This window comes from Caballeronia hypogeia, assembly GCF_001544875.2.
GTDB lineage: Bacteria > Pseudomonadota > Gammaproteobacteria > Burkholderiales > Burkholderiaceae > Caballeronia > Caballeronia hypogeia.
Map to the genome: position 1 here is coordinate 1 of NZ_FCOA02000049.1, position 20,517 is coordinate 20,517.

19 protein-coding genes and 1 pseudogene are annotated in these 20,517 nt (G+C 63.5%); 10 read left to right on the top strand and 10 right to left on the bottom strand.

Annotated features, from left to right (window positions below):
* The first annotated feature begins 1,053 nt into the window (after window positions 1-1,053).
* Both AWB79_RS35930 and AWB79_RS40710 read left to right on the top strand, forming a co-directional pair.
* Window positions 1,054-1,710 carry a hypothetical protein gene (locus AWB79_RS35930; protein WP_061172225.1) on the top strand — a complete coding sequence of 219 codons (657 nt, stop codon included), beginning with the start codon at window positions 1,054-1,056 and terminating at the stop codon, window positions 1,708-1,710.
* A gap of 65 nt (window positions 1,711-1,775) precedes the next feature.
* A complete protein-coding gene (locus AWB79_RS40710) occupies window positions 1,776-2,159 on the top strand; it encodes a hypothetical protein (RefSeq protein ID WP_074169480.1) in 384 nt (127 codons plus the stop codon).
* A gap of 239 nt (window positions 2,160-2,398) precedes the next feature.
* Here the strand turns inward: AWB79_RS40710 and AWB79_RS39885 are convergent, their stop codons facing one another.
* From AWB79_RS39885 to AWB79_RS39210, 5 genes and pseudogenes are all read right to left on the bottom strand, one after another.
* Window positions 2,399-2,791 (bottom strand): hypothetical protein, encoded by a 393-nt coding sequence (locus tag AWB79_RS39885; RefSeq protein ID WP_157695922.1) that lies wholly within the window; start codon window positions 2,789-2,791, stop codon window positions 2,399-2,401.
* A 394-nt stretch (window positions 2,792-3,185) separates the two neighbouring features.
* The gene (locus AWB79_RS35935; RefSeq protein ID WP_061172226.1) at window positions 3,186-3,464 is read right to left on the bottom strand and encodes a hypothetical protein; all 279 of its coding nucleotides are present in this window, start codon (window positions 3,462-3,464) and stop codon (window positions 3,186-3,188) included.
* Window positions 3,465-3,478: 14 nt separating this feature from the next.
* Window positions 3,479-3,877: an MBL fold metallo-hydrolase gene (locus AWB79_RS35940; protein ID WP_157695923.1), complete on the bottom strand. Its 399-nt coding sequence runs from the start codon at window positions 3,875-3,877 to the stop codon at window positions 3,479-3,481.
* A 393-nt stretch (window positions 3,878-4,270) separates the two neighbouring features.
* A pseudogene (locus AWB79_RS38695) lies at window positions 4,271-4,632 on the bottom strand (NAD(P)-dependent oxidoreductase); the annotation flags it as partial.
* 14 nt (window positions 4,633-4,646) lie between these two features.
* A complete protein-coding gene (locus tag AWB79_RS39210) occupies window positions 4,647-4,802 on the bottom strand; it encodes a hypothetical protein (RefSeq protein ID WP_198399166.1) in 156 nt (51 codons plus the stop codon).
* 579 nt (window positions 4,803-5,381) lie between these two features.
* On the opposite strand from AWB79_RS39210, the gene AWB79_RS39890 reads away from it, so the two are divergent.
* From AWB79_RS39890 to AWB79_RS35955, 3 genes are all read left to right on the top strand, one after another.
* Complete coding sequence (locus tag AWB79_RS39890) at window positions 5,382-5,600, top strand: hypothetical protein (protein ID WP_061172228.1); 219 nt, start codon at window positions 5,382-5,384, stop codon at window positions 5,598-5,600.
* Complete coding sequence (locus tag AWB79_RS35950) at window positions 5,590-6,984, top strand: amidase (protein WP_061172229.1); 1,395 nt, start codon at window positions 5,590-5,592, stop codon at window positions 6,982-6,984. Before AWB79_RS39890 ends, AWB79_RS35950 begins: the two co-directional genes overlap by 11 nt.
* A gap of 121 nt (window positions 6,985-7,105) precedes the next feature.
* On the top strand, window positions 7,106-8,494 hold the full coding sequence (locus AWB79_RS35955) for an MFS transporter (RefSeq protein ID WP_061172230.1): 1,389 nt from the start codon (window positions 7,106-7,108) through the stop codon (window positions 8,492-8,494).
* Window positions 8,495-8,740: 246 nt separating this feature from the next.
* Here AWB79_RS35955 and AWB79_RS35960 read toward each other — a convergent pair whose 3' ends face one another.
* From AWB79_RS35960 to AWB79_RS35980, 5 genes are all read right to left on the bottom strand, one after another.
* Window positions 8,741-10,069: an MFS transporter gene (locus tag AWB79_RS35960; RefSeq protein ID WP_061172231.1), complete on the bottom strand. Its 1,329-nt coding sequence runs from the start codon at window positions 10,067-10,069 to the stop codon at window positions 8,741-8,743.
* A gap of 159 nt (window positions 10,070-10,228) precedes the next feature.
* Window positions 10,229-11,161, bottom strand: coding sequence for a 3,5-dioxohexanoate:acetyl-CoA acetone transferase (gene kce, locus AWB79_RS35965; RefSeq protein WP_061172232.1), 933 nt, complete (start codon window positions 11,159-11,161; stop codon window positions 10,229-10,231).
* A gap of 17 nt (window positions 11,162-11,178) precedes the next feature.
* The gene (locus AWB79_RS35970; protein ID WP_061172251.1) at window positions 11,179-11,970 is read right to left on the bottom strand and encodes an SDR family oxidoreductase; all 792 of its coding nucleotides are present in this window, start codon (window positions 11,968-11,970) and stop codon (window positions 11,179-11,181) included.
* A gap of 108 nt (window positions 11,971-12,078) precedes the next feature.
* Entirely contained in the window at window positions 12,079-12,795 is a 717-nt protein-coding gene (locus AWB79_RS35975) for a GntR family transcriptional regulator (RefSeq protein WP_061172252.1), read from the bottom strand.
* A gap of 997 nt (window positions 12,796-13,792) precedes the next feature.
* Window positions 13,793-14,164 carry a YciI family protein gene (locus AWB79_RS35980; protein ID WP_061172233.1) on the bottom strand — a complete coding sequence of 124 codons (372 nt, stop codon included), beginning with the start codon at window positions 14,162-14,164 and terminating at the stop codon, window positions 13,793-13,795.
* Window positions 14,165-14,928: 764 nt separating this feature from the next.
* Between AWB79_RS35980 and AWB79_RS35985 the strand changes: the two genes are divergently transcribed.
* The 5 genes from AWB79_RS35985 to AWB79_RS36005 are packed head-to-tail and all read left to right on the top strand — an operon-like array spanning window position 14,929 to window position 20,499.
* Window positions 14,929-15,726 (top strand): enoyl-CoA hydratase/isomerase family protein, encoded by a 798-nt coding sequence (locus AWB79_RS35985; protein ID WP_061172253.1) that lies wholly within the window; start codon window positions 14,929-14,931, stop codon window positions 15,724-15,726.
* A 7-nt stretch (window positions 15,727-15,733) separates the two neighbouring features.
* The gene (locus tag AWB79_RS35990) at window positions 15,734-17,875 is read left to right on the top strand and encodes an acetate--CoA ligase family protein (RefSeq protein WP_061172234.1); all 2,142 of its coding nucleotides are present in this window, start codon (window positions 15,734-15,736) and stop codon (window positions 17,873-17,875) included.
* The gene (locus AWB79_RS35995) at window positions 17,872-18,699 is read left to right on the top strand and encodes an enoyl-CoA hydratase/isomerase family protein (protein ID WP_082862573.1); all 828 of its coding nucleotides are present in this window, start codon (window positions 17,872-17,874) and stop codon (window positions 18,697-18,699) included. Before AWB79_RS35990 ends, AWB79_RS35995 begins: the two co-directional genes overlap by 4 nt.
* Before the next feature lie 4 nt (window positions 18,700-18,703).
* Complete coding sequence (locus AWB79_RS36000; RefSeq protein WP_061172236.1) at window positions 18,704-19,621, top strand: ABC transporter permease; 918 nt, start codon at window positions 18,704-18,706, stop codon at window positions 19,619-19,621.
* Window positions 19,618-20,499, top strand: coding sequence for an ABC transporter permease (locus AWB79_RS36005; RefSeq protein ID WP_061172237.1), 882 nt, complete (start codon window positions 19,618-19,620; stop codon window positions 20,497-20,499). The genes AWB79_RS36000 and AWB79_RS36005 overlap by 4 nt, the downstream gene beginning before the upstream one ends.
* Window positions 20,500-20,517 lie beyond the last annotated feature (18 nt).

The window sequence follows — 20,517 nt, forward strand, 5'->3', positions numbered from 1 at the left end:
GACCGTGAAACGACTCCACGCCGATGATAGTGCGGATTCCCGTGTGAAAGTAGGTAATCGTCAGGCTCCTCATGCCGCAAACAAAAACCCCACCCCACAAAGGTGGGGTTTTTGCGTTTCGGCGCGCGGAACGTCATCAGCTCATCAGCCGTCGTCCCGGCTGGACTGGCTTACGGCTGGCGGTCTCGCTGCCTGAATCTGGCCGACGAACACCTCCGCACCAGTTATAGCAGTTTGCGTGACACCTCAACAAAGTATCAAGCCGCATGTTGGAAGCGAATTCAACATACGTCGCGCGGCTATAGCCAAGGGGGCCACAAACGCGAACAGATTTTGCTCCCTTGCATCTGCGGAACTCGACCCAGTCGGCTTGCATCTAATCGCCCGCAGCAGTCTCGAATCGCACCAGTGGACCGGGTGCCTGCAAAGGCCGCAGCGTACCAACAAACTTGCGCACAATTCGCTCGCCGCCGTCGAATCCCTTCGATTGAATCTCGCGCCACAGAACTGGCGCTAGAATCCAGTCCGGTGATGCCGCCTCGATCCTTGCCCGTAGATAGGCCTCGAACGGTTTCAGTATCGATTCACGCGGAGTCGCTGCGGCCCGAAACATCGGCGCGTCCTGAGCCGCCAGATACTTCCTTACCGTGTTGACTGAGCCGCCGGCCTCACAAGCAATGGCACGCAGGCTCTTACCCTACTTGTGCAATATCCCGATCTGCATGTATCCCTCGTACGAGATCAACGCCGCCATTATCCCTTCGTCCAGGTGTATCAATTCCTCAGTGACGACGGCGTATCAATTTACAGTTGCCGATGACACCGTGGAATGTGCGTCGTGGAACATGAGGATGCAGACAGCGCCGCCGGCCGGTAAACTGGCTTTTGCGTTCTGGATCGCAGGTCAAATCGGCTCTGGGGGATTAGGGTGGTCGCCTTATGAGCACAGGAGCAAGATTCTGCAGTGCTCATGCGCGCTTATGTGACCAAGGTTGTGTTCTGAGCGCGCCGAACACGCCGTGTCTATGAAGTTGCTAGGAGGGTTGTATCGTCATGGAAGACAAGGAAAAGGCGCGTTACTTGATTTCGCCCGAAGCCGCGCAGGAAAAAGCAGAACTTCTGCAGGAGCTGGCGGGTGGCAAAAACGCGTTGCGCTTGAATCAGGCGCTCGAAGCTGTAGCACTAGGTTGCGGATTCGACCGGTGGCGTGACTTGGTCGCCACCACTGCGAGATTGGCAGCAGGCGAGGCAAATTCGCTTGGCATCGCGGCGTTCATGCTTGGCGATGACCAACACGTTGACGAAGAGAATCTGGTGGCGCGGCACGCACTGCAGTTGGAAACCATTCGCGGTGTCATCGCATGTTCCTATCCACGAGCGCAAGAGCTCGTGGTTCAGTGGGCTCTATCCGGCTCGCCCCACGGGGTTCAGACACCTCCGGCGACAGCCGTCAATGTTGCTTCCCTAGAGGGGGACAACGAAGCCACGATTCAAGAGAACCATCGGGAGGGTGACGACAAAGCAGCCCGTTCAATCGTCAGTGGCGATTCCGAACATCCGCTCGAGGAATCGCTCAACGATGCTTTCTTCGCGTCCACGCAGGAGCCCGGTCCTCACGAATTTCCGTGCCCGCCTTCTGCGACTCCTGCGCCTCCTGCGCCCGTCGCGGTGACCTACAAGAAACGGCGCTTACCAGCCGACGAAGGGTAGGTTGCTTCAGCATATCAGCCTGATTTTGAGTTTGAACCTACCCAGAACGTTTCTCTGAATATCCCATGCCATCCAAGGTAAGAAACTCATTGCTCTGGATTCTCGAGCCTCTCGAGGGCGACGAGACGTATGTCCGAAAACGAATGTTCGGCTGCGACGCGGCATACGTCGACGGGTTGCTATGCTTGGTTGTGGCTGACCGGGATGAACCGTGGAATGGTTTGCTGGTATGTACATCACGGCAACGACATACGGCTCTTATCGAGGAAATGCCCGCCTTGCGGCCACATCAGGTTCTCGGGAAATGGCTTTGCGTGAAGCAAGGCGACCCTGCGTTTGAGGATGTCGCCCGTCGTGTCACGTCGCTCACTCTTGCGCGTGATTGGCGCATCGGCGTCGAACCGAAGCCACGAAGACGCGCAACAAGAACTCCGCTCAAGCTCTGCTAAGTAGAGAAGACCACGGCCGCCGCGTCGTCAGTCTGTGTGAAGCTGCGAACGAAACGATACAGTTGCCTCCGGATGATGTCAGAACGAGCACGTCATCCGCAAAAGCGCTCGCAATCGTGTCGACCTGCCGGAACTCTTCTCGCGGACCCGATGGGTCGCCAAGATACACGGTACAGACACCTGGCGCGTGGCGCATCAAAATGACGCTCGTTGCTTTCTCGAGCGCACGTTCCAAGTATCTAGCAAGAGTTTGCAGCGATTCCAGTACGCTCTCCGGACTGCCAGCCTCCGACTTTTCGTTGGTCGAGCATCCGGCCGGTGCACTGCTTGAGACGCTCGTTCATCAGGAAATCCGATTCACGGCGGATCTGCCTGATACGTAGCGTCTCCTGCGCGTGGCGGTCGGCGATCAGGTAGCGATTGTCGAATTGAGCGAGAGCGTCTTGCCTGAGAATTGGAAAGAGGACGCGTCGTACACGCAGTCCGCCGGGAGCGAATGGCTTGAAGGTGGATCTGCAACATTGCTCAAAGTGCCCAGCGCAGTGATGCCTTTCGCCTACAACTAAATTTTCAACCCCGTGCATGCGGACGTCGTCCATATTCAGATTGAGATGGTGATCGACGTCCGGCATGATCCGCGCATCTTGCGCTTACTGACCCGTCCGCGAGCGGGTAACAAGAAGGAAGCAAACGCTCGCAGATGGCCACGACGAAAACGGCGGGCAGAAATGAGTGGAGAAGCGAGCGACTACGATTTAGCGCTTGCGGTTTCGCAACGTCACCGTACCCTCACGATTAGCACACTCATCGGAATAGAGGCGGTCTCATAGGGCCGATCAGAACCCTTCGTAGGAAAGGTGCTGCGAAAGGGGCCTGCCTCGGGCGCCGCGTCGTCTCGGGCGGCGCCGCTCGCTCGGCATCGGTGGTCGGCAGCGAAGCCGTGGCGATGGGCGTCGGTTCGATCTTCACCTTTCCCTCCTATCCTGCAGAGTGAGAGGAGAAGTCTGCTCGCCGAGAACTAGGCCGCTATGAGCGTGTGGTGGAAGGGCGCGTCGGATGTTCGACGCCCGTCAGTTCTTCGTACGCGCGCACGACGTCGAAGGGCAAGACGGGCCGGAAAACGGGCCAGTCGCCGAACTCCGGCTCCATCGCGTGCAGCGTGCGCTCGTAACATTCCTTCAACGACGCGTGGTCCCCGATGCTCTGTCGCACTGTCTCGATCACGGTGCGAACGAAGCGTCGCGTATCGTCGATCGCCGTCCGACATGCGAGCGGATCGCGCAGTGCCGCGCCGCGGCCGGGCACCAGAATCTCAGGGTTCAGCGACTGCAGCTTGTCGAGCGTCCGGCTCCAGGCTGCAGGTAGCCGTCTCCGGCGTAGACGCCGCACCGATTCTCGACGAGATCGCTCGAGAACAGTATTTTCTCGTCGGGCAGCCAGCACACCGAGTCGCCGTACGAATGGCCAGGCCCGAAGTGACGCAGTTCGAGCCGGCGGCCACCGAATCGCATGTCGAGCGCGCCGTCGAACGTCATCTCGAAGACGTGCTTGCGAACGCCAACGACTCCGCTTACGGCCTCGGCGCGAGCATATGGACGAATCATCTCCGCCATGCGCAACGCGCGATCGCCTATGTCGACGTCGATCATCCCGGTCTCGCGAACACGGCGGGCGCCGTGAGCGACGACTACCAGGGCGCGCCGTTCCAGTTCGTCCACACGAGTCCGCTCTCGGACGTGCGCTACTCGTATCTGGACACCACGAGCCTGCATCTCGACAACTATGATCTGACCGTCATGTACAGGATCTCGCCGGCGCTCTTCGTGTCGGGAGCGTACTTGTGCACGAACGGCCGATACGGCGGCATCGATACGAGCTCGCAGTGTTTGGGAACTACATCAAGGGCACGGGCGATCTCGCGCGGGCGGTGCTGTTCACATTGGCGCCGTCATCGACAAAAACGCAGGCGGCGGTCGTCGCCGGGATTCGCCACAAATTCTGAGTGCACCGGGAGACCGCAAGTCCACTACGATAAAGGAATAGCGAGCCACATCGGCCCGAGCCGTGCGCAGGCTGCCGCGAGGCGGTCTGCGAAGCGTCGCAGGAGACCTTCAGAAACCGTTTCCGGACTCGGTAGCCAGTCCATTGCTGCGCGGTGCGTTAAGGACGTTTCGCGGTTGTCCCGCGACATAGGCAGCAATGTTGTCCATCAATTGATCCGCGAGCGCCTGAATTGCCTCTTCGGTTGCCCATGCGCCGTGAGGTGTGGGAATGAATGCGGGATGATTCAGGATTCCATTCAAAGGATTGGCTTCCAGCAGCGGCTCCTCAGTGACGACATCGAAACCCGCGCGGATATCGAGCCATCTTTCAGCGTGCGAACCAGTGCCGCCTCGTTCACCAGTCCACCGCGCGCCGTGTTGATAAGGAGAGGGTGCCGCCTCATTCTCGCGAATTCGGCATCGCCGATGAGTCCCGTGGCAAGCCCTAAAGCGATGCGCACAGACCGACATCGCGGTTCATCGTGCGTGCGGCGAAACCGACGTTCACGGGATCCAGAAAAGCGACCACGAAGCCTACGGCCAGAACGGGCGCGAAGCGGCGCAATGTCTTGCGGATCGTTCGCGTTTCGATGTCGTGCATGCTCGTCTCCTGCATGTGTCGATGATGAAATCGGTCTGGCTCTGTGGCCTCATCCGATCAGCTGATATGCCGACAACGCGCGAGTCCGCAGGGTCTCCTGAGTACGCCGCGCGGACCTCATTTGATGGCCGCCTCGGATGTGGCTGATTGCGATCGACGAGCTTTGAATCGACTAAAGCTTCAGGTCGGCGGCGCGATTCGAGACACGTGGCCGCGCCCGCGCCGCGTACCTATCGATGCGCGCAGGGCGCACACCACTGCCTCGGCAAAACCCTGATCCGGTTTCTCCGAACAGCGCCTTGACAGCGCTTTTCTCGCGCTCCATACTTTGTCCGTACAAAATAACAATGAGCGACAAAGTCGTTCGAAGCGGAGACACACGCGAGGTCGAAGGCAGGTGCGTCGTCCTGGCGAGATCGTCGTTGTGCACATGCGCGCATTCCACCGCCGCGCCTTTGGGGCGATGGCCTCCATGCGCAGCGAAACTCCGAATCCGAAACGCAATCCCCCCTCGGCGAGCTATACGCGCCGCGGGCAAACCCCTCTTATGCCGAATCGCAACGATCGCGGGAGCTGCGTATGTCGAATGAGAATTACCCAGACTGGAATGCCGGCGCGCAAGCGTGGGTGGAGCAATTCGGCTCCGTCGCGTTGAGCCGCGCGAATGCGGCCTCGCTGGTCGAGGCCGCGCACGCCACGGTGCAGGCCGTGGCCGCCGCCGCGCAATCGCTCGACTGGCTCGAAGCTGATGAGTTCGCCCGTACGCTGCAACACACGGAGCCCGGCCATGCACGCTGAAACACGGATTCTTTCGCCCGATACATGCGAAGCGCGCACTCACGCCGCCTTGCAGGCGGCGGCGCAAGCGGGAGCGCGGGGCGGCATCGTGCGCTTGCGTGAGGAGCGTGCGTTGGCGCAGGCGCGCGCCGTGGACCGCGACGGCGCACGGACGCAGCTTGCGAGCCGCTTGTCGGGTGCGCCGCTCGCGCACAAGGACATGTTTTTTCGCGCGGGTGAACTGAGCGAATGCGGCAGCCGCATCCTCGCCGGTCATCGGCCGGCGATAACGGCGACGGTGCTGGAACGCCTCGACAACGCCGGCGCGATCGATCTCGGTGCGCTGCACATGGCGGAGTTCGCCATGAGTCCCACTGGCTTCAACGCGCATCTCGGCCACGGCCGCAATGCCTGGTCCGAGGCGCACGTCAGTGGCGGTTCGTCGAGCGGCAGCGGCATAGCGGTGGCGCTCGGCGTCGTGGCGGGCGCGCTCGGGTCCGATACGGGCGGCTCCGTGCGCATTCCCGCCGCGGTGAACGGCGTCACGGGCATCAAGCCGACGCAGGACGCCATATCGACGTTCGGCGTCATGCCCTTGTCGCCGAGCCTCGATTGTGTTGGCGTGCTGGCGCGCACGGCGCAAGACGCCGCTGCCATGCTGCAGGCGATATGGAACGGCGACGCAAACGATCCGCGCTGCCTCGCGACCGGACCACGCGACTTCGAAGGCGCGGTGGAACGACCTCTCGATCGCGAGGACATCATCGCGGTGCCGGACTTCGGCGACGATGCGCCCGTCTCGGATGAACTGCGCGCGGCGGTGCTTCGGATGGCCGATGCGCTGGCTGGTTGCGGCGCGACGCTGCGCCGCGTGGCGCTGCCCGACCTGCGTGAAGCGGGCGCGCTTGCCACGCTGGTGCTCGGCGCGGAGGCCGGCTCTATTCACGGCACATGGCTGCGCGAACGGCGTGCCGATTACGGCGAGCAGGTGTTGCGCCGGCTCGAACGGGGCCTGCTGTATCCGGCCACGCGCTACGTGGACGCATTGCGCATGCGTGCGCGCTGCATGACGCAATTCGTCGAACGCTATCTCGGCGATGCACAGGCCTTGCTGCTTCCCACGCTGCCGTGCGCCGTTCCGACGATCGATGAAACGCTCACCGGCGATGCCAGCGAGATTGAACGGCGTTTCGGCAACTTTTCGTACTGGACGCGCGGCATCAATTACTTCGGCTTGCCTGGCGTGAGCGTGCCGGTGGGTAAAACCGCCAACGGCATGCCCGCCGGCGTGCAGATCATCGGGCGCGCGTGGAGCGAAGACGTGTTGTTGCGCCTCGCGCATCAGATGCAGTTGCATAGCGACTGGCATCAGCCATCGTTGCTTGCGCGCGATCACGCCGGCTGATTCACAAACGCAGCCTTGCAAGTCCCAGTCCGGTGATCGAAACCGGGCCCGTAGCGCAACTCGCCATCGCATGGCGCCGGCGCAAGACCGGCGGATGCGGCATCGTTCAGGAGACAACTGCATGAACGCTTCATCCGTCAACGCGGGCGCCCGGCTCGACCGGCTGCCGCTGGCGCGTTTTCACTGGAAGATTCTCGGGCTGATCAGCGGCGGCGCGGTGCTTGATGCCTTCGACATCTACCTCGCCGCGGGCGTGCTCGCTGCTTTGGTGAAGTCCGGCTTCTCGACGCTCGCGACCAATGCGGCGTTCATTTCCGCCACTTTCTTCGGTATGCTGATCGGTTCAGCGCTGGCAGGCTGGGTCGGCGATCGTTTCGGACGGCGCTATTCCTATCAGGTCAATCTCGCGGTATTCGGCGTCGCCTCGCTGCTCGCGTGTTTCGCGCCGAATATCGAAACCTTGATCGTGTTCCGGTTCCTGATGGGTCTCGGCCTGGGCGCCGAACTGGTCGTCGCGGCCGGCACGCTGTGCGAATTCGTTCCGCCGAAGTATCGCGGCGGCTGGATTTCGCTGATGGGTCTCGTCATCAACTCGGGGTTCCTGATCGCCACGAGCGTCGGTTATTTCGTCATTCCGAATCTTGGCTGGCGCTGGATGTTCGGCATTGCTGGTGCGGGCGCGCTCGCGATCTGGATCATGCGCAAGCGCATGCCCGAATCGCCGCGCTGGCTGGAATCGGTCGGGCGCGTCGCCGAAGCCGAGGCGACACTCGCCGAGATCGAAGCGCAAGTCGAACGCGAGAAGGGCAAGCTGCCGCCCGTGGCCGCCACGCAAGCGGTGACGCCGCGCAAGCTCCCGTTCTCGGTGCTGTTCTCTCGTCCGGTAATCGGCCGCACACTGGTGGCGGCGATCGTCTGCGTGGCCATCAACATGTCAGTCTACGGCTTCGTCGCCTGGCTGCCCACATTCTTCGTGAAGCAAGGTCTGACGGTCGTGCAATCGCTTGGCTTCGTCACGCTGATGGCCTTCGGCGCACCGGGCGGGGCGCTGGTCGGTTATCTGCTCGGCGACCGTCTCGGGCGGCAGCGCGGACTGATCCTGTTCTCGCTGGCCACCATCGTGCTCGGCTTCTTCTATCCGCAGATGCGCGATCCGATGGCAATTTCCGTGGTCGGCTTCGCGCTGATCACGTCGATCTATACCGTCGTCACGCTGGGTCTCTACGGCTATATCCCCGAGTTGTTTCCGACGGCGTTCCGCCTGCGCGGCACCGGATTCGCCGCCGTGTGCGGACGCGCGGCGTCGATGTGCACGCCGTATCTGGCTGTCGCGCTGTTCGAGAATTTCGGCCTGCCCGGCGTGCTTGGGATGGTGATCGGCGTGCTCAGCCTGCTGATCGTCGCGCTGTTCGTGCTGCGTGTGGAAACGAGCGGTCACTCGCTCGAAGACATCGGCACCGGGGTTGAAGAAGACGTGAGCGGCATCGGCGCGGTACAGGCGGAGCGTTGAGGCTGCTTCCATCGTGCGTTCGGAGCGGGGCGTGTCCAGGCGTGACGAAAGCGGAATCGCGAACGCCCGATCAACGGCGGCGCGGATGCTTGAGGAAGGAGCGCACCATCTCCGGGCTAGCAACGGGACCCGCGGAGTCGGTATACGTTCCGCGAAAACGGCCGTCGCCGTGTTCCGTTTGCTCGGCGGTTGAAGTGCGCGCCGTGACTGCGTGAATCACGGCGCGCTGGCCGAAGCGTCAGACGATCATGCGTTGGACATCGCGCCGCGCTCGTCCTCGGCGCGCTGCTCGTTGCCGTGGCGCAGGCGCACGCTGCACACCGCCGCGACCAGCAGCGCGACCGCGAGACACACGAGCCCGTTCATAGCGCGGCCGGTTGTCTGCTCGATGATGCCCATCACCGTCGGTCCGACGAAACCGCCCAGCAGGCCGCACGAGTTGACGAGGCCCAAGCCGCCCGCGAGCGCGCTGCCCGAGAGCCGCGACGACGGGAACGTAAAGATGATCGATTGCACGACAAAGAACATCGATGCGGACACGCACACGCCCAGCAGCCCGATCGCGGGCGTCGACCATGCGGCGATCAGCATGCCCGAGGCCATGATGACGAGCCCGCCGATCAGCATGCGGCGGCTCTTTGACGAATTGCTCGCAAAACGCGGCAGCGTGGCCGCGCCGATGGCGGCGGCGACCCACGGCGTCGCGGTGAGCAGGCCGATCATCAGCGGCGAGAAATGCCCCGATTTGCCGATGATCCCCGGCAAAAAGAAGATCACCGTGTAGATTGTCAGTTGATGGCAGAAGTACACGAGAATCGCGAGCCACACCTGACGATCGCCGAGGACGCTGCGGAACGCGCCGGCGCCGTGGCCGCTGCCTTGCGCGTCGTGCTCGGCGGCGAGGCGGCGTTCGAGCGCGACGGCTTCATCGCGTGAAAGCCAGGACGCGCTCGTCGGACGATCGGGCAGCATTTTCCAGACGACGAGCGCGAGCAGGATCGCGGGCAGGCCTTCGATCACGAAGAGCCATTGCCAGCCGTGAAAGCCGAGCACTCCGTCGAGTTCGAGCAGCGCACCGCCTAGTGGCCCGCCGACGATATTCGCGACACACACGCCGAGCAGGAAATAGCCGGTCGCGCGAGCGCGTTCCTCACGGCCGAACCAGTACGTGAGATAGAGCATCACGCCGGGAAAAAGGCCCGCTTCGGCGGCGCCGAGCAGAAGGCGCATCACATAGAACGAGGTTTCGCCGGTGACGAAGGCCATCGCGACCGAAAGCACGCCCCATGTCACCATGATGCGGGTGATCCAGAAGCGCGCGCCGACTTTGTGCATGATGAGATTGCTCGGTATCTCGAAGGCCGCGTAGGTCAGGAAGAAGAGGCCCGCGCCGAGTCCGTACGCGGCGGCGGAGATGCCGAGGTCGATGCTCATCGAATGCTTCGCGAGCGCGATATTCGTGCGATCGAGAAAGCTGATCACGTAGACGATCACGAGCAAGGGCATCAGCTTGCGCAGCAGCAGGCTGTTGAGCGACGCGTGCGGTGCGCCGCTCGTTGTGTGGGGCTTGGACATGATGACTCCCGGAATCAGTAAGGACGCGCGACGCGCGTAGGCGATGCGGTGTCGGGAAGGCGTTTCAAGGACGTGTCTCCGTAAGCGTTGTATTTTTTGTGTTGTGATTGCGTGAACCCGCGCCGCATGCGCGGCGCGTGCGATTACAGGACTGGAGGATCAGAAGTTGACGTTGTCGCCGCCTTTGAGCGACAGCATCTGGCGCGCTTCGGCGGGCGTCGCGACTTCGAGCGACAGACCTTCGATCACTTGCCGGATCTTGCGCACCTGCGCCGCGCTCGATTCGGCGAGCTGGCCCGGGCCGATCCACAGCGAATCCTCCAGACCGACGCGCACGTTCGAGCCCTGCGCGACGCCGATCGAGCCGAGCGGAATCTGGTTGCGGCCCGCGCCGAGAATCGACCAGACATAGTCGTTGCCGAAGAGGCGGTCGGCGGTGCGCTTCATGTGCGCGAGATCCTCGGGATGCGCGCCGATGCCGCCGAGCAGACCGAATACGCTCTGCACGAAGAACGGTCCCTTCACGAGCCCGCGATCGACGAAATGCGCGAGGTTGTAGAGATGCGAGATGTCGTAGCACTCGAACTCGAAGCGCGTGCCGTTGGCCGAGCACGAAGTCAGGATGTATTCGATATCCGCGAACGTGTTCTTGAACACGAGATCGCGACTCTTTTCCAGATGCTGACGCTCCCAGTCGTGCTTCAGATCCTTGAAGCGATCGAGCATCGGATACAGGCCGAAGTTCATCGAGCCCATATTGAGCGATGCGACTTCCGGCTGAAAGTGATGCGCCGGCTTCAGACGTTCCTCGACCGTCATGTGCGGGCTGCCGCCCGAGGTCAGATTGATGACCGCATCCGTTTCCGACTTGATGCGCGGCAGGAAGCGCTGGAACACGGCGGGGTCTTGCGTCGGACGGCCGTCTTCGGGATCCCGCGCGTGCAGATGCAGGATCGCCGCGCCTTCCTTCGCGGCCGCGAGCGCGGCTGCGGCGATCTGGTCGGGTGTGACCGGCAGATACGGCGACATCGACGGCGTATGGATCGCGCCAGTCGGCGCGCACGTGATGATGACCTTGCGTTTCGTTGCCATGGTTTCCTCGTTGTTCCTTAGAGCGTTTCGACGTTGCCGCAGACGGAGAGCGCCTGCCCCGAGATCGCGCTGCCGGCCGGCGAACTGAGATACAGCACGCTCGCCGCGATTTCCTCCTGCGTGACCATGCGGCGCAGCGAAATCTTCGCGAGATACTGCTTCTCCATTTCTTCGTAGCTGATGCCGAGCTGCTTTGCGCGCGCGGCGATCACGCCTTCCATGCGCGGACCCTTCACGATGCCCGGCTGCACCGCATTCACGCGGATGTTGTCGGGGCCGAGCTCGATCGCGAGACTCTTCGCGAGACCGACCACGGCCCACTTCGTCGCGGAATAGGGCGTGCGGAAACCGTAGCCGAGGCGTCCCGCCACCGACGACATGAACACGATCACGCCGCCATCGGCCGCCTCGCGCAGCATCGGAACGGCCTGGCGCGAGAAGTAGTACTGGCTGTTCAGATTCACGTCGATGGTCTTTTCCCAGTCGTCGGAATCGATTGCATCGATGCCGCCCGTCGGCCCCGCGATGCCCGCGTTGTTGATCAGCACGTCGAGTCCGCCGAGCTCGCGCCTCACGTCCTCGAAGACGCGCTTGACGTCGTCCTTGTTCGCGACATCCGCGCGCGTGCCGGTTATCGACGGCGAAACGGTCGATACCGCGTCGATGGCTTTCGGATCGACATCGCAGACATGCACGCGCGCGCCCATCGACACGAAGGCCTTCGCGATCGCGAGACCGATGCCCGATGCGCCGCCCGTGATGAGCACGCGCAAACCCGCGCGCGGCGTGAGCATTTTCGTGAAATCCATCGTCTGACTCCTTTGGTTATGTTTTGCGGGACGTGCGCCGTCCTCGCTCATGCGATTAGATATGCTAATGATTAGGTGCAAAGGCGCGAAATCTTGCGCCTTCGTGACTCAGCTTTGCGCCTGACGCAACGTGCGTGCTTCCTGCGAGCGCAGACGCGTTTCGAGATCGCGCGCGGCGTCGCGGATATCCTTCGCGATACCTTCACGCGCGGCCACGCCGTCGTGCTTCCACAGCGCATCGATGATCTGCCGATGCGCTTCCATCGACACGCGCATGTGCGCGACATCGGGCGCGACCATGTTCAAGAAAGGGCCGATGCGCATCCACATGTTCTGGATCGTCGCAAGCGTCATCTCGCTCGCGCCGTGCCGGTAAATGCTCGTGTGGAACGCGAAATTGCAGCGCAGGTAAGCGCGTGCGTTGTCGGCTTCGACGTGGGCGTCCATTTCATCGAAGATGCGCTGCACGGCGGCCACATCGTCGTTCGTCATGCGCGCCGCCGCGCGTTCCGCAACACAGCCTTCCAGCGCGACGCGCACGTCGCGCAGCTCGTCGAGCAGCTCGGGCGTCATCGGCGGGACCATGAGGCCGCGCGACGGGCCGTCGACCAGCGCGCCTTCCGCGCGCAGACGCGTGAGCGCGGCGCGCACAGGCATCGTCGACAGGCCGACCGCTTCCGCCACGCCGCGCAGGCTCAGCGGCTGACCAGCGGCGAAGCTGCCGCTCATGATCGCTTCGCGGAGCTGCTGATAAACCTTGGTCGCCATCGTCTCAGTGGCGATGACTTCGAGCTGCGGAATCGGCGATGCGGAACGGGGCGCCACGTACATATCCTTTGATTGTTGATCTGTGATCACAGTTTGATTTCCGCGTCGGCTTAAGTCAATGCAAATGACCTAAGGGATAACCCTGCGTGCGGGGCAGGAAAGCGTCTCGCGCGATTCATGGGCGCGATGTTTGCGAGTCCGCCAGCCTTTCCGTCCTCGCATATGCGATCCGCCGACTCCGACGATTCTCACGCCCTCGAATGCCGCCAACTCACGAAGACCTACGACGGAGGCCGCGGCGCCAAACCGATCGACTTTGCGGGTTGTCCCGGTCACCGGATGTCGAGCATCCGAAAGCGTCGCGTTCCTGCCGGCCGAATCGGGCAGAGGTCGGCCACAGAGCCGCCGGTCGAGGTCGCCATCCAATCTGAATCGCCAAGGTCTCGTCCGCCCGCTCAATCACGAGGAAATGGCAAAAATAGTCGGCGATGCGCTTGGCCGCCCCATGCGATATGAAGCCGAGAGCGTCGAATCATTCGAGGCGCGTCTCAAGCAACGCGGATTGCCGGCGTATTTCATCCAGCATATTACGTCTGTGTATCGCGGCTATCAGTCGGGCGAATTGGCTGGCATGACGATCTGGTCGAACAGACAACGGGCAAAAGGCCGATTTCTGTGCACGATTACGTCATCGCTAACCGCGAAGCTTTTCATCCGGAGACGCGACGCTAAAGCGTTGTTCCGCTCTGATACATGTCGTTGCACGAGCGGCGGTTCGACCGTCAGCAATGGGCGGAAACTGCGTCGTCGAGCGTCGACGAAAGGCCGACGACGAGTCGGCGAGCACCACGAGCGAATGGCCGTTGCACTTCATCAATCAAGAGACGCTGGGCGTACCAAACGTCGAACGGCCGAGGTTGGCCGGACGGGGACCAGTCGCCAGCCTGGGTCCGGCCGAGATGGAATGGACACCGCCGCGATGATTTCACAAAGCCTTGAAGGTGTTTGCGGAGAAAGGAGCGCCGACCCATTCTTGAGACTGGCGCCCCGGTCTTTATCGCGATAGGTAGAAATCCATGGGGATAAGCTCGACGGCCCATCCGCCTTCTTCGCCCAGCGTGGCAGCCGGGTGCATGGACGCGATGCGCAACGCATCGTTCAGGCAATCTGCTTCGATGATAAAAAGGCCGCCCACGACTTCCTTCGACTCGGTGTAAGGCCCGTCAGTGACGTGCGTCTTGCCACTGCGCGGGCGAAGTGTTCTCCAGGTCTCCAAGTCGCCGAGCGACGCGGAAATCAGAACCTTGCCGGTAGAGCGCATCTTTTCGTCCAATGAGGGGCATTGGCTCACCAATTCCTTGACGTCGTCCGGCGGCATCGAGGCGAATTTTTCGGGCGTGAAGTAGGCGAGGCCGAGGAATTTCATGAGAGATCCTTTGGATGTTTATGTACTGACGACGAAGCTGATGATCGGAAGTCGACAATGCTCTGGAAAACTTAGTGGCAGATCGTCGCCGACGAGTCGGTTTCGGCCTTAACGTGCAAGAAGTCCGCTCAGGGGTCGCGTAGGGCAGCTCGCCAGGAGTCGCTTCGGGTGCTCAGCGCCCCCGGCTCGATTTTCGGCAACCGGCCACGAGCCGCCGGTCGAGGGCGCGATCCAATTTGAATAGCCAAGGTCTCGTTCGCCACCGCTCAATGGCCGGTTTCCGGCGCGCAAATTTCCGGTGGCACGGCCTTAACCCAGCCAGTTTCCGTCATTCAGAGTTACGGAGTCCAGGCCCCTCGATTGACCGCTTCCCATCGATATCCGGGCATTCTGGTTGAGAGTCTGGGCACGACGATTCGTCGTGCATGCCAAACGTGTGAAACCGCACGCTTCTCTTGACGCCATCGCCGTAACTGATTGCCCCCCGACGTGACGACGCGCGGGCGCTCGGCGAGGCGCTCTATTCTTGAAATCTATTTCTTCGGGCAATCATCATTCATTTCACTGATGCGTCTTTTAGCAGTGACCATGAATCGATCTTCGGGTTTACCGGCATACAAGCCCAAATATGGCAGACATAGAATCCGTAAAAAGACATCAAGTCCGAAATCGAACACAATGTATTATTCGTGGGCGCGGACGGCACGCTGATGTTCTCGACGGGCGCATCCGCGCAGACGATGCCATTTCGGAGCACGAAGCTTATGGGCGAAATCCTGGTGGAGACGCGTGATGCGATACGCGTGCTGACCATTTGCAACGAGCCGATCCGCAACGCGTTTGACGAATCGATGTCGGTCGCGCTGCTCGAGGCTTTCAACACGGCGGAGGCCGACCAGCGCATTCGTGTGGTGATCGTCACCGGCGCCGGCGATCTCGCGTTTTCCAGCGGCCATGACCTCAACGAGCTCGCCTCCGGCGAGCACGCGCGAAGCACGGTTGGCGAAGCGCCGTTCGTGCGTCCGCTGACCATGCGCAAGCCGGTCATCGCGGCGGTCAATGGCCATTGCTGGGCGGCGGGTTTCATGCTCGCGCTGTCATGCGATCTGCGCGTCGCCAGCGAGAACGCGGTCTTCGGTTCCCCCGGGGCACGGCTCGGGCTGCTTCCCGAGGGCGGTCAACTATACCGCTTGCCGCAGTTGATCCCACCGGCGCGGGCGCTCGAAATGATGCTGACCGCCGAGCCGATGAGCGCCGGGCAAGCCGCCCGCTTCGAGCTCGTGTCGCGCCTCGTGCCGACCGGCCAGGCGCTCGCCGAAGCGATGACGATGGCGGCCGTCATCGCGTCACGCTCGCCCGCGGTGGTGCAGGCTGTCAAGTCTGGCGTCAATCTCGGCTTGCGCGACGGCACGCGCACCGCGGAGCGCTACGAAGCCGAGACCGCCCTGGCGATGCATCAGGGGCCAGATTCGCGCGAAGGCATTGCCGCGTTCCTCGAAAAGCGCGCGCCGCGCTTCGCCGACCTGCGGTCTCTTCCTTCTTCCGACCACTCCGGAGCCTAATCCGAACATGGCCACCCAACACCCATTGCATCGCCTGTTCAAGCCGCAGCACGTCGCCTTGCTCGGGGTATCGAGAGACAAGGACAAGGCCGGCTATAAGTTCCTGCGCGCCTTGCTCGATGCGGGATTCGGCGGGCGGATCTCGCTGCTCGGCCGGCAGGCCGGCGAACTCGAGGGCCACACGATCCACACCGACGCGAAGGACCTGCCGGCCGATATCGACGTCGCCTTCAATCTGCTCGGACCGGCGCAGACGCCCGCGGTGCTCGAAGCGGCCGCGGCGCGCGGCGCGGCGTTCGCGGTCGTGTTCACCGCCGGCTTCGCGGAGATGGGCGAGGAGGGCGCCCGCCTGCAGGCCGACATGGTGCGTGCCTGCAACGCGCACGGCATGCGCATCGTCGGTCCGAACTGCATGGGCCTGTTCAATCTTCCCTGGGGCCTGAATCTGACCGAAATCACGCCGCTACCGGCCGGCAAAGTGGCGCTCGTGTCCCAGAGCGGCAACGTCGCGGTGACGCTGTGGGATCAGGCGCGCAAGCACGATCTCGGATTTTCGTGCTTCGTCGGATTCGGTAATCAGGCCGATATCCCGATGCACGAATATATCGACTATCTCGGCCAGGACGACGACACGCGCGTCATAGCGATCTATCTCGAAGGACTGCGCCCGGGAAGCGGCGACCGCTTCTTCGAAATCTGCTCGCGGGTGAGCCGCATCAAGCCGATCGTCGTGCTGAAGGGCGGCCGGGCGTCGGCGGGGCGGCGCGCGGCGGAATCGCATACGGCGTCGCTGTCGTCGACGGAGCGGGTTTATCGCGCGCTGTTCGAGGAAGCGGGCATCGTCGAGGTCACGCAGATGGAGCATCTGCTGCCGGTCGCCGAAGCCTTGATGCGCTGCCCCCCGATGACCGGCGACGATGTCGCGATTGTCGGCTCCGGCGGCGGCCACTCGACGGTCTGCACCGACGAGGTGGAATCGGTGGGCCTGAAGGTGCCGGAATTCCCCGTCGAACTCGTCGACAGATTGAGCGGCCTCCTGCCGTCGTGGGCACCGAAGAAGAATCCCGTCGACATGACCGGCGCGTTCATCAACGATCCGAGCCTGTTCTCCTCCCTGACCGAACTGGTCATGACGATGTGTCCGTCGCTCGACGCCGCCGTGAACTACGGCCTCTACGGTCTGTGGAAGGAAGGCCGGCTCGGCAAGGACAGCCCGCACGACTACGTGAGCGCGGCGCCGCTGCTCGGCTCGTTGCAGGCGAAGCTCGGCAAGCCGATCGTGTTCTACACGCCGTATGCGGACCGCGCGCATCCTTCGTTCACGGCGATGCGCGAGTCGGGCGTGCCGTGCTTCGACTCGATTGCGTCGATCGGCGTGGCGCTCGCGGCGCTCCGGCAGCGCGGGCGCTTTCTCGCGCGGACCGACGAGACGCTGCCCCGGCACGCGGAGCCTGCGCGGCCGACCGTGGCGGACGCCGCATCGCGCGATTACGCCACCGAAGTCGGCGCGTACGCCTTGCTCGCCGGATACGACGTGAAGCTGCCCGTCGTGCTCACCGCCGATTCGCCGGAAGCCGCGGCCGAAGCCAGCGAGCGGATCGGTTATCCGGCCGTGGTGAAGGCGATTTTGCCTGGCGTCGCGCACAAGAGCGATCTCGGCGGCGTGCGCACCGGACTGGGCGATGCCCGCGCCGTGCAGGACGCGGCGCGCGGGATCTCGGCGAGCGTCGCGCAGGCGCCCGGCGCGCACGTGCTACAGGGATTCACCGTGACGCGCGATCTCGGACGGCGCCGCGAACTGATCGTCGGCGTGCGGCGGGATGTGTCGCTCGTGTCGCTGGGCATCGTCGGTCTCGGTGGCGTGCTCACCGAAGCGCTCGACGATGTCGCCGTGGTCCTGCTGCCGGCGACGCCCGCACGCGTGGCGCGCGCGTTGGCGCGGCTCACCAGCGCCCGCGCATGGGGCGAATTCCGCGGCGAGCCCGCCGTGCCGCCCGGTCCGCTCGCCGACCTGCTCAATCAGCTGAACGCCGCGCTGTGCTCCGATCCCGCGATCGAGAGCGTGGAGTGCAACCCCGTCATGATCGTCGGCCGGGATCTGATTCCGGTCGATGCCGCGATCGCCGTGAACGACAAGGAGCCGACGTGACTATCCCGATGCCGCTGGTCCAGACGCAGGACAACGTGATGACGATCACGCTGAACCGCCCCGAAAAGCTCAATGCTCTGACGCCGGAGATCTACGCGTTCATCGGCGAACGCGTGACGCAAGCCAGCGCCGATCCCGCCTGCCGCGCGATCGTGTTGCGCGGCAATGGCCGGGCGTTCTCGGCGGGCTTCGACCTGACGCTCGAAATGGGCGACCGCACGCACGAGGAACGGCTGCATTCGCTGCACGAAATCGCCAACCGGGCGCGCTGGGCGGTGTGGCGCTGCAAGAAGCCGGTGATCGCGGCGATTCACGGCTACTGCATGGGCGGCGCGTTCGAACTCGTCCTGCCGTGCGACTTCACGATCGCCGCCGAAAGCTGCCGCCTCGGCGAGCCGGAGATCCTGTTCGGCGAAGGTCCCGCGTTCATGATGGTGCCGTGGCTCGTCAATCACAAGATCGCCAAGGACATCCTGCTGACCGGGCGGCAGTTCACGGCGGCCGAGGCGTTGCGCATGGGCATCGTCAGCACGGTCGTGGCGGACGATGCGCTCGAGGCCGCCGTCGAATCGCTGACGCAGACGTTGTGCCGTCTGCCGCCGTCGGCGGTGACCATCAACAAGGTGGGCATCAACCGCGCCTACGAGGCGCAGGGGATGGCCGCGCATATCGACAGCTGGGTGGAAGCCGCCGCGTATCTCTCGTTCATGGACGACGAAGCGCGCAGCGAATTCCAGCGTCGCGTGATGCAGGAAGGACCGAGCGCCGGGATTGCGTGGCGCACACAGTACTACGCCGGCGGCAAAGCCTCCGAAAGGACCTAGCGTCATGCTGCATCTCATCGGCAAGCAGATCGGGCTGGGCCTGTGCGTCGTGCTGACGGCGATGACGCTCACGTTCTTCATGGTGCGCCTGAGCGGCGATCCGACCGCCCAGATCCTTCCGCAGGACGCGAGCGCCGAACAGCGTCTCGCGCTGCAGAAGCAGCTCGGACTCGACAAGCCGGTGCCGCGGCAATATCTGAACTACATGGAAGGCGCCGCGCAGGGCGAGTTCGGTAGCTCGTACTTCGACGGCGACACCGTAACCGCCATCATCATGCGGCGCCTGCCGAACACGGCGCTGCTCGCGAGCACGTCGCTCGTGATCGCGCTGGTGTTCGCGATCCCGCTCGGCGTGCTCGCGGCGACGCGGCGCGGCGGGCTGCTCGACCGGTCGGTGCAGGTCGTGAGCGTGATGGGCGCGTCGGTGCCGTCGTTCTGGATGGGCCTGCTGATGATCCAGATCTTCGCGGTCGGCCTGGGCTGGCTGCCGACCTACGGCATCGGCGGCTGGCGGCACCTCGTGCTGCCGTCGATCACGCTCGCGCTGTTCGTGTTTCCGGGCATCACGCGGCTCACGCGTTCGTCGATGCTCGAAGTGCTGCCCGCGAGCTACGTCAACGCGGCGCGCGCGAAGGGCATGCCCGAGCACCGCGTGATCTTCCGCACCGTGATGCGCAACGGCATCGTGCCGGTGTTGGCCCTGATCGCGCTGGAGATCGGCTCGCTGTTCGGCGGCGCGGTGCTGACCGAGACGGTGTTCTCGTGGCCCGGCATCGGACGGCTCGCCATCGAATCGATCCAGCGGCGCGATTTCCCCATCATTCAGGGTGTGGTTGCCTATGTCGCCGTGATCTTCGCGGTCATCACCGTGCTCGTCGAAATCGTGATCCGGATCGTCAATCCGCGGCTGAGGAAAACATGACTCCCTCCACGCTCTCCATTTCGCCCTGGGCGCGGCTGCGCCGGCGTGTCGCGCGCCAGCCGATGATGATCGTGTTATGCATCGCCTTCCTGATGCTCACGCTCGTCGCGGCGCTCGGCGGCGATGCCATCACGCCGTTCGACCCGACCTTCCAGGATCTCGGCAGCCGCCTGCTTCCCGCCGGCGCGACGGGCGCGGAAGGGCGCTACTGGTTCGGCACCGACGCGCTCGGGCGCGACGTGCTGTCGCTGCTCATCATGGGCGCGCGGCCCGCCCTGTTCGTGTCAATAGCGGCGGTCGCGCTGGCCGCCGCGATCGGGATCTGCGCGGGCGTGTTCGCGGGCTATCGCGGCGGGCGCGCCGCGGACCTACTGCTGTATCTGTCGAACATCCAGTTGTCGTTTCCGTTCTTTCTGCTCGCGATCACCATCGTCGGCATCCTGAGCCCGAGCGTGCCGCTCGTGATCGCCGTGATCGCGCTCGGCAGCTGGGTGCCTTTCGCGCGCGTGACGTACTCCGACACCAACCAGATCCGCCAGCTCGAATACGTCGAGGCCGTGCTCGTGATGCGCGGCAGCACCTGGCGCGTGCTGTTGCGCCATATCCTGCCCAACGTGCTGCCGAACGTGCTCGTGCTCGCTACCTTCGCGCTCGGCACGGCGATCGTGATGGAAAGCGGCCTGAGCTTCGTCGGCCTCGGCGTGCCGACCGACACGCCCACGTGGGGACGCATGCTGAGCGAAGGCCGTGACTACATGGACACCGCCTGGTGGCTCACCGTGTTTCCGGGTTCCTGCATTTTTCTGCTCGTGCTGTCGATCAACGTGCTCGGCGAACAGTTGCGCGATTCGTCCGATCCGAAGCTGAACCGGCGCTGAAGACGCCGTGTCCCTCAC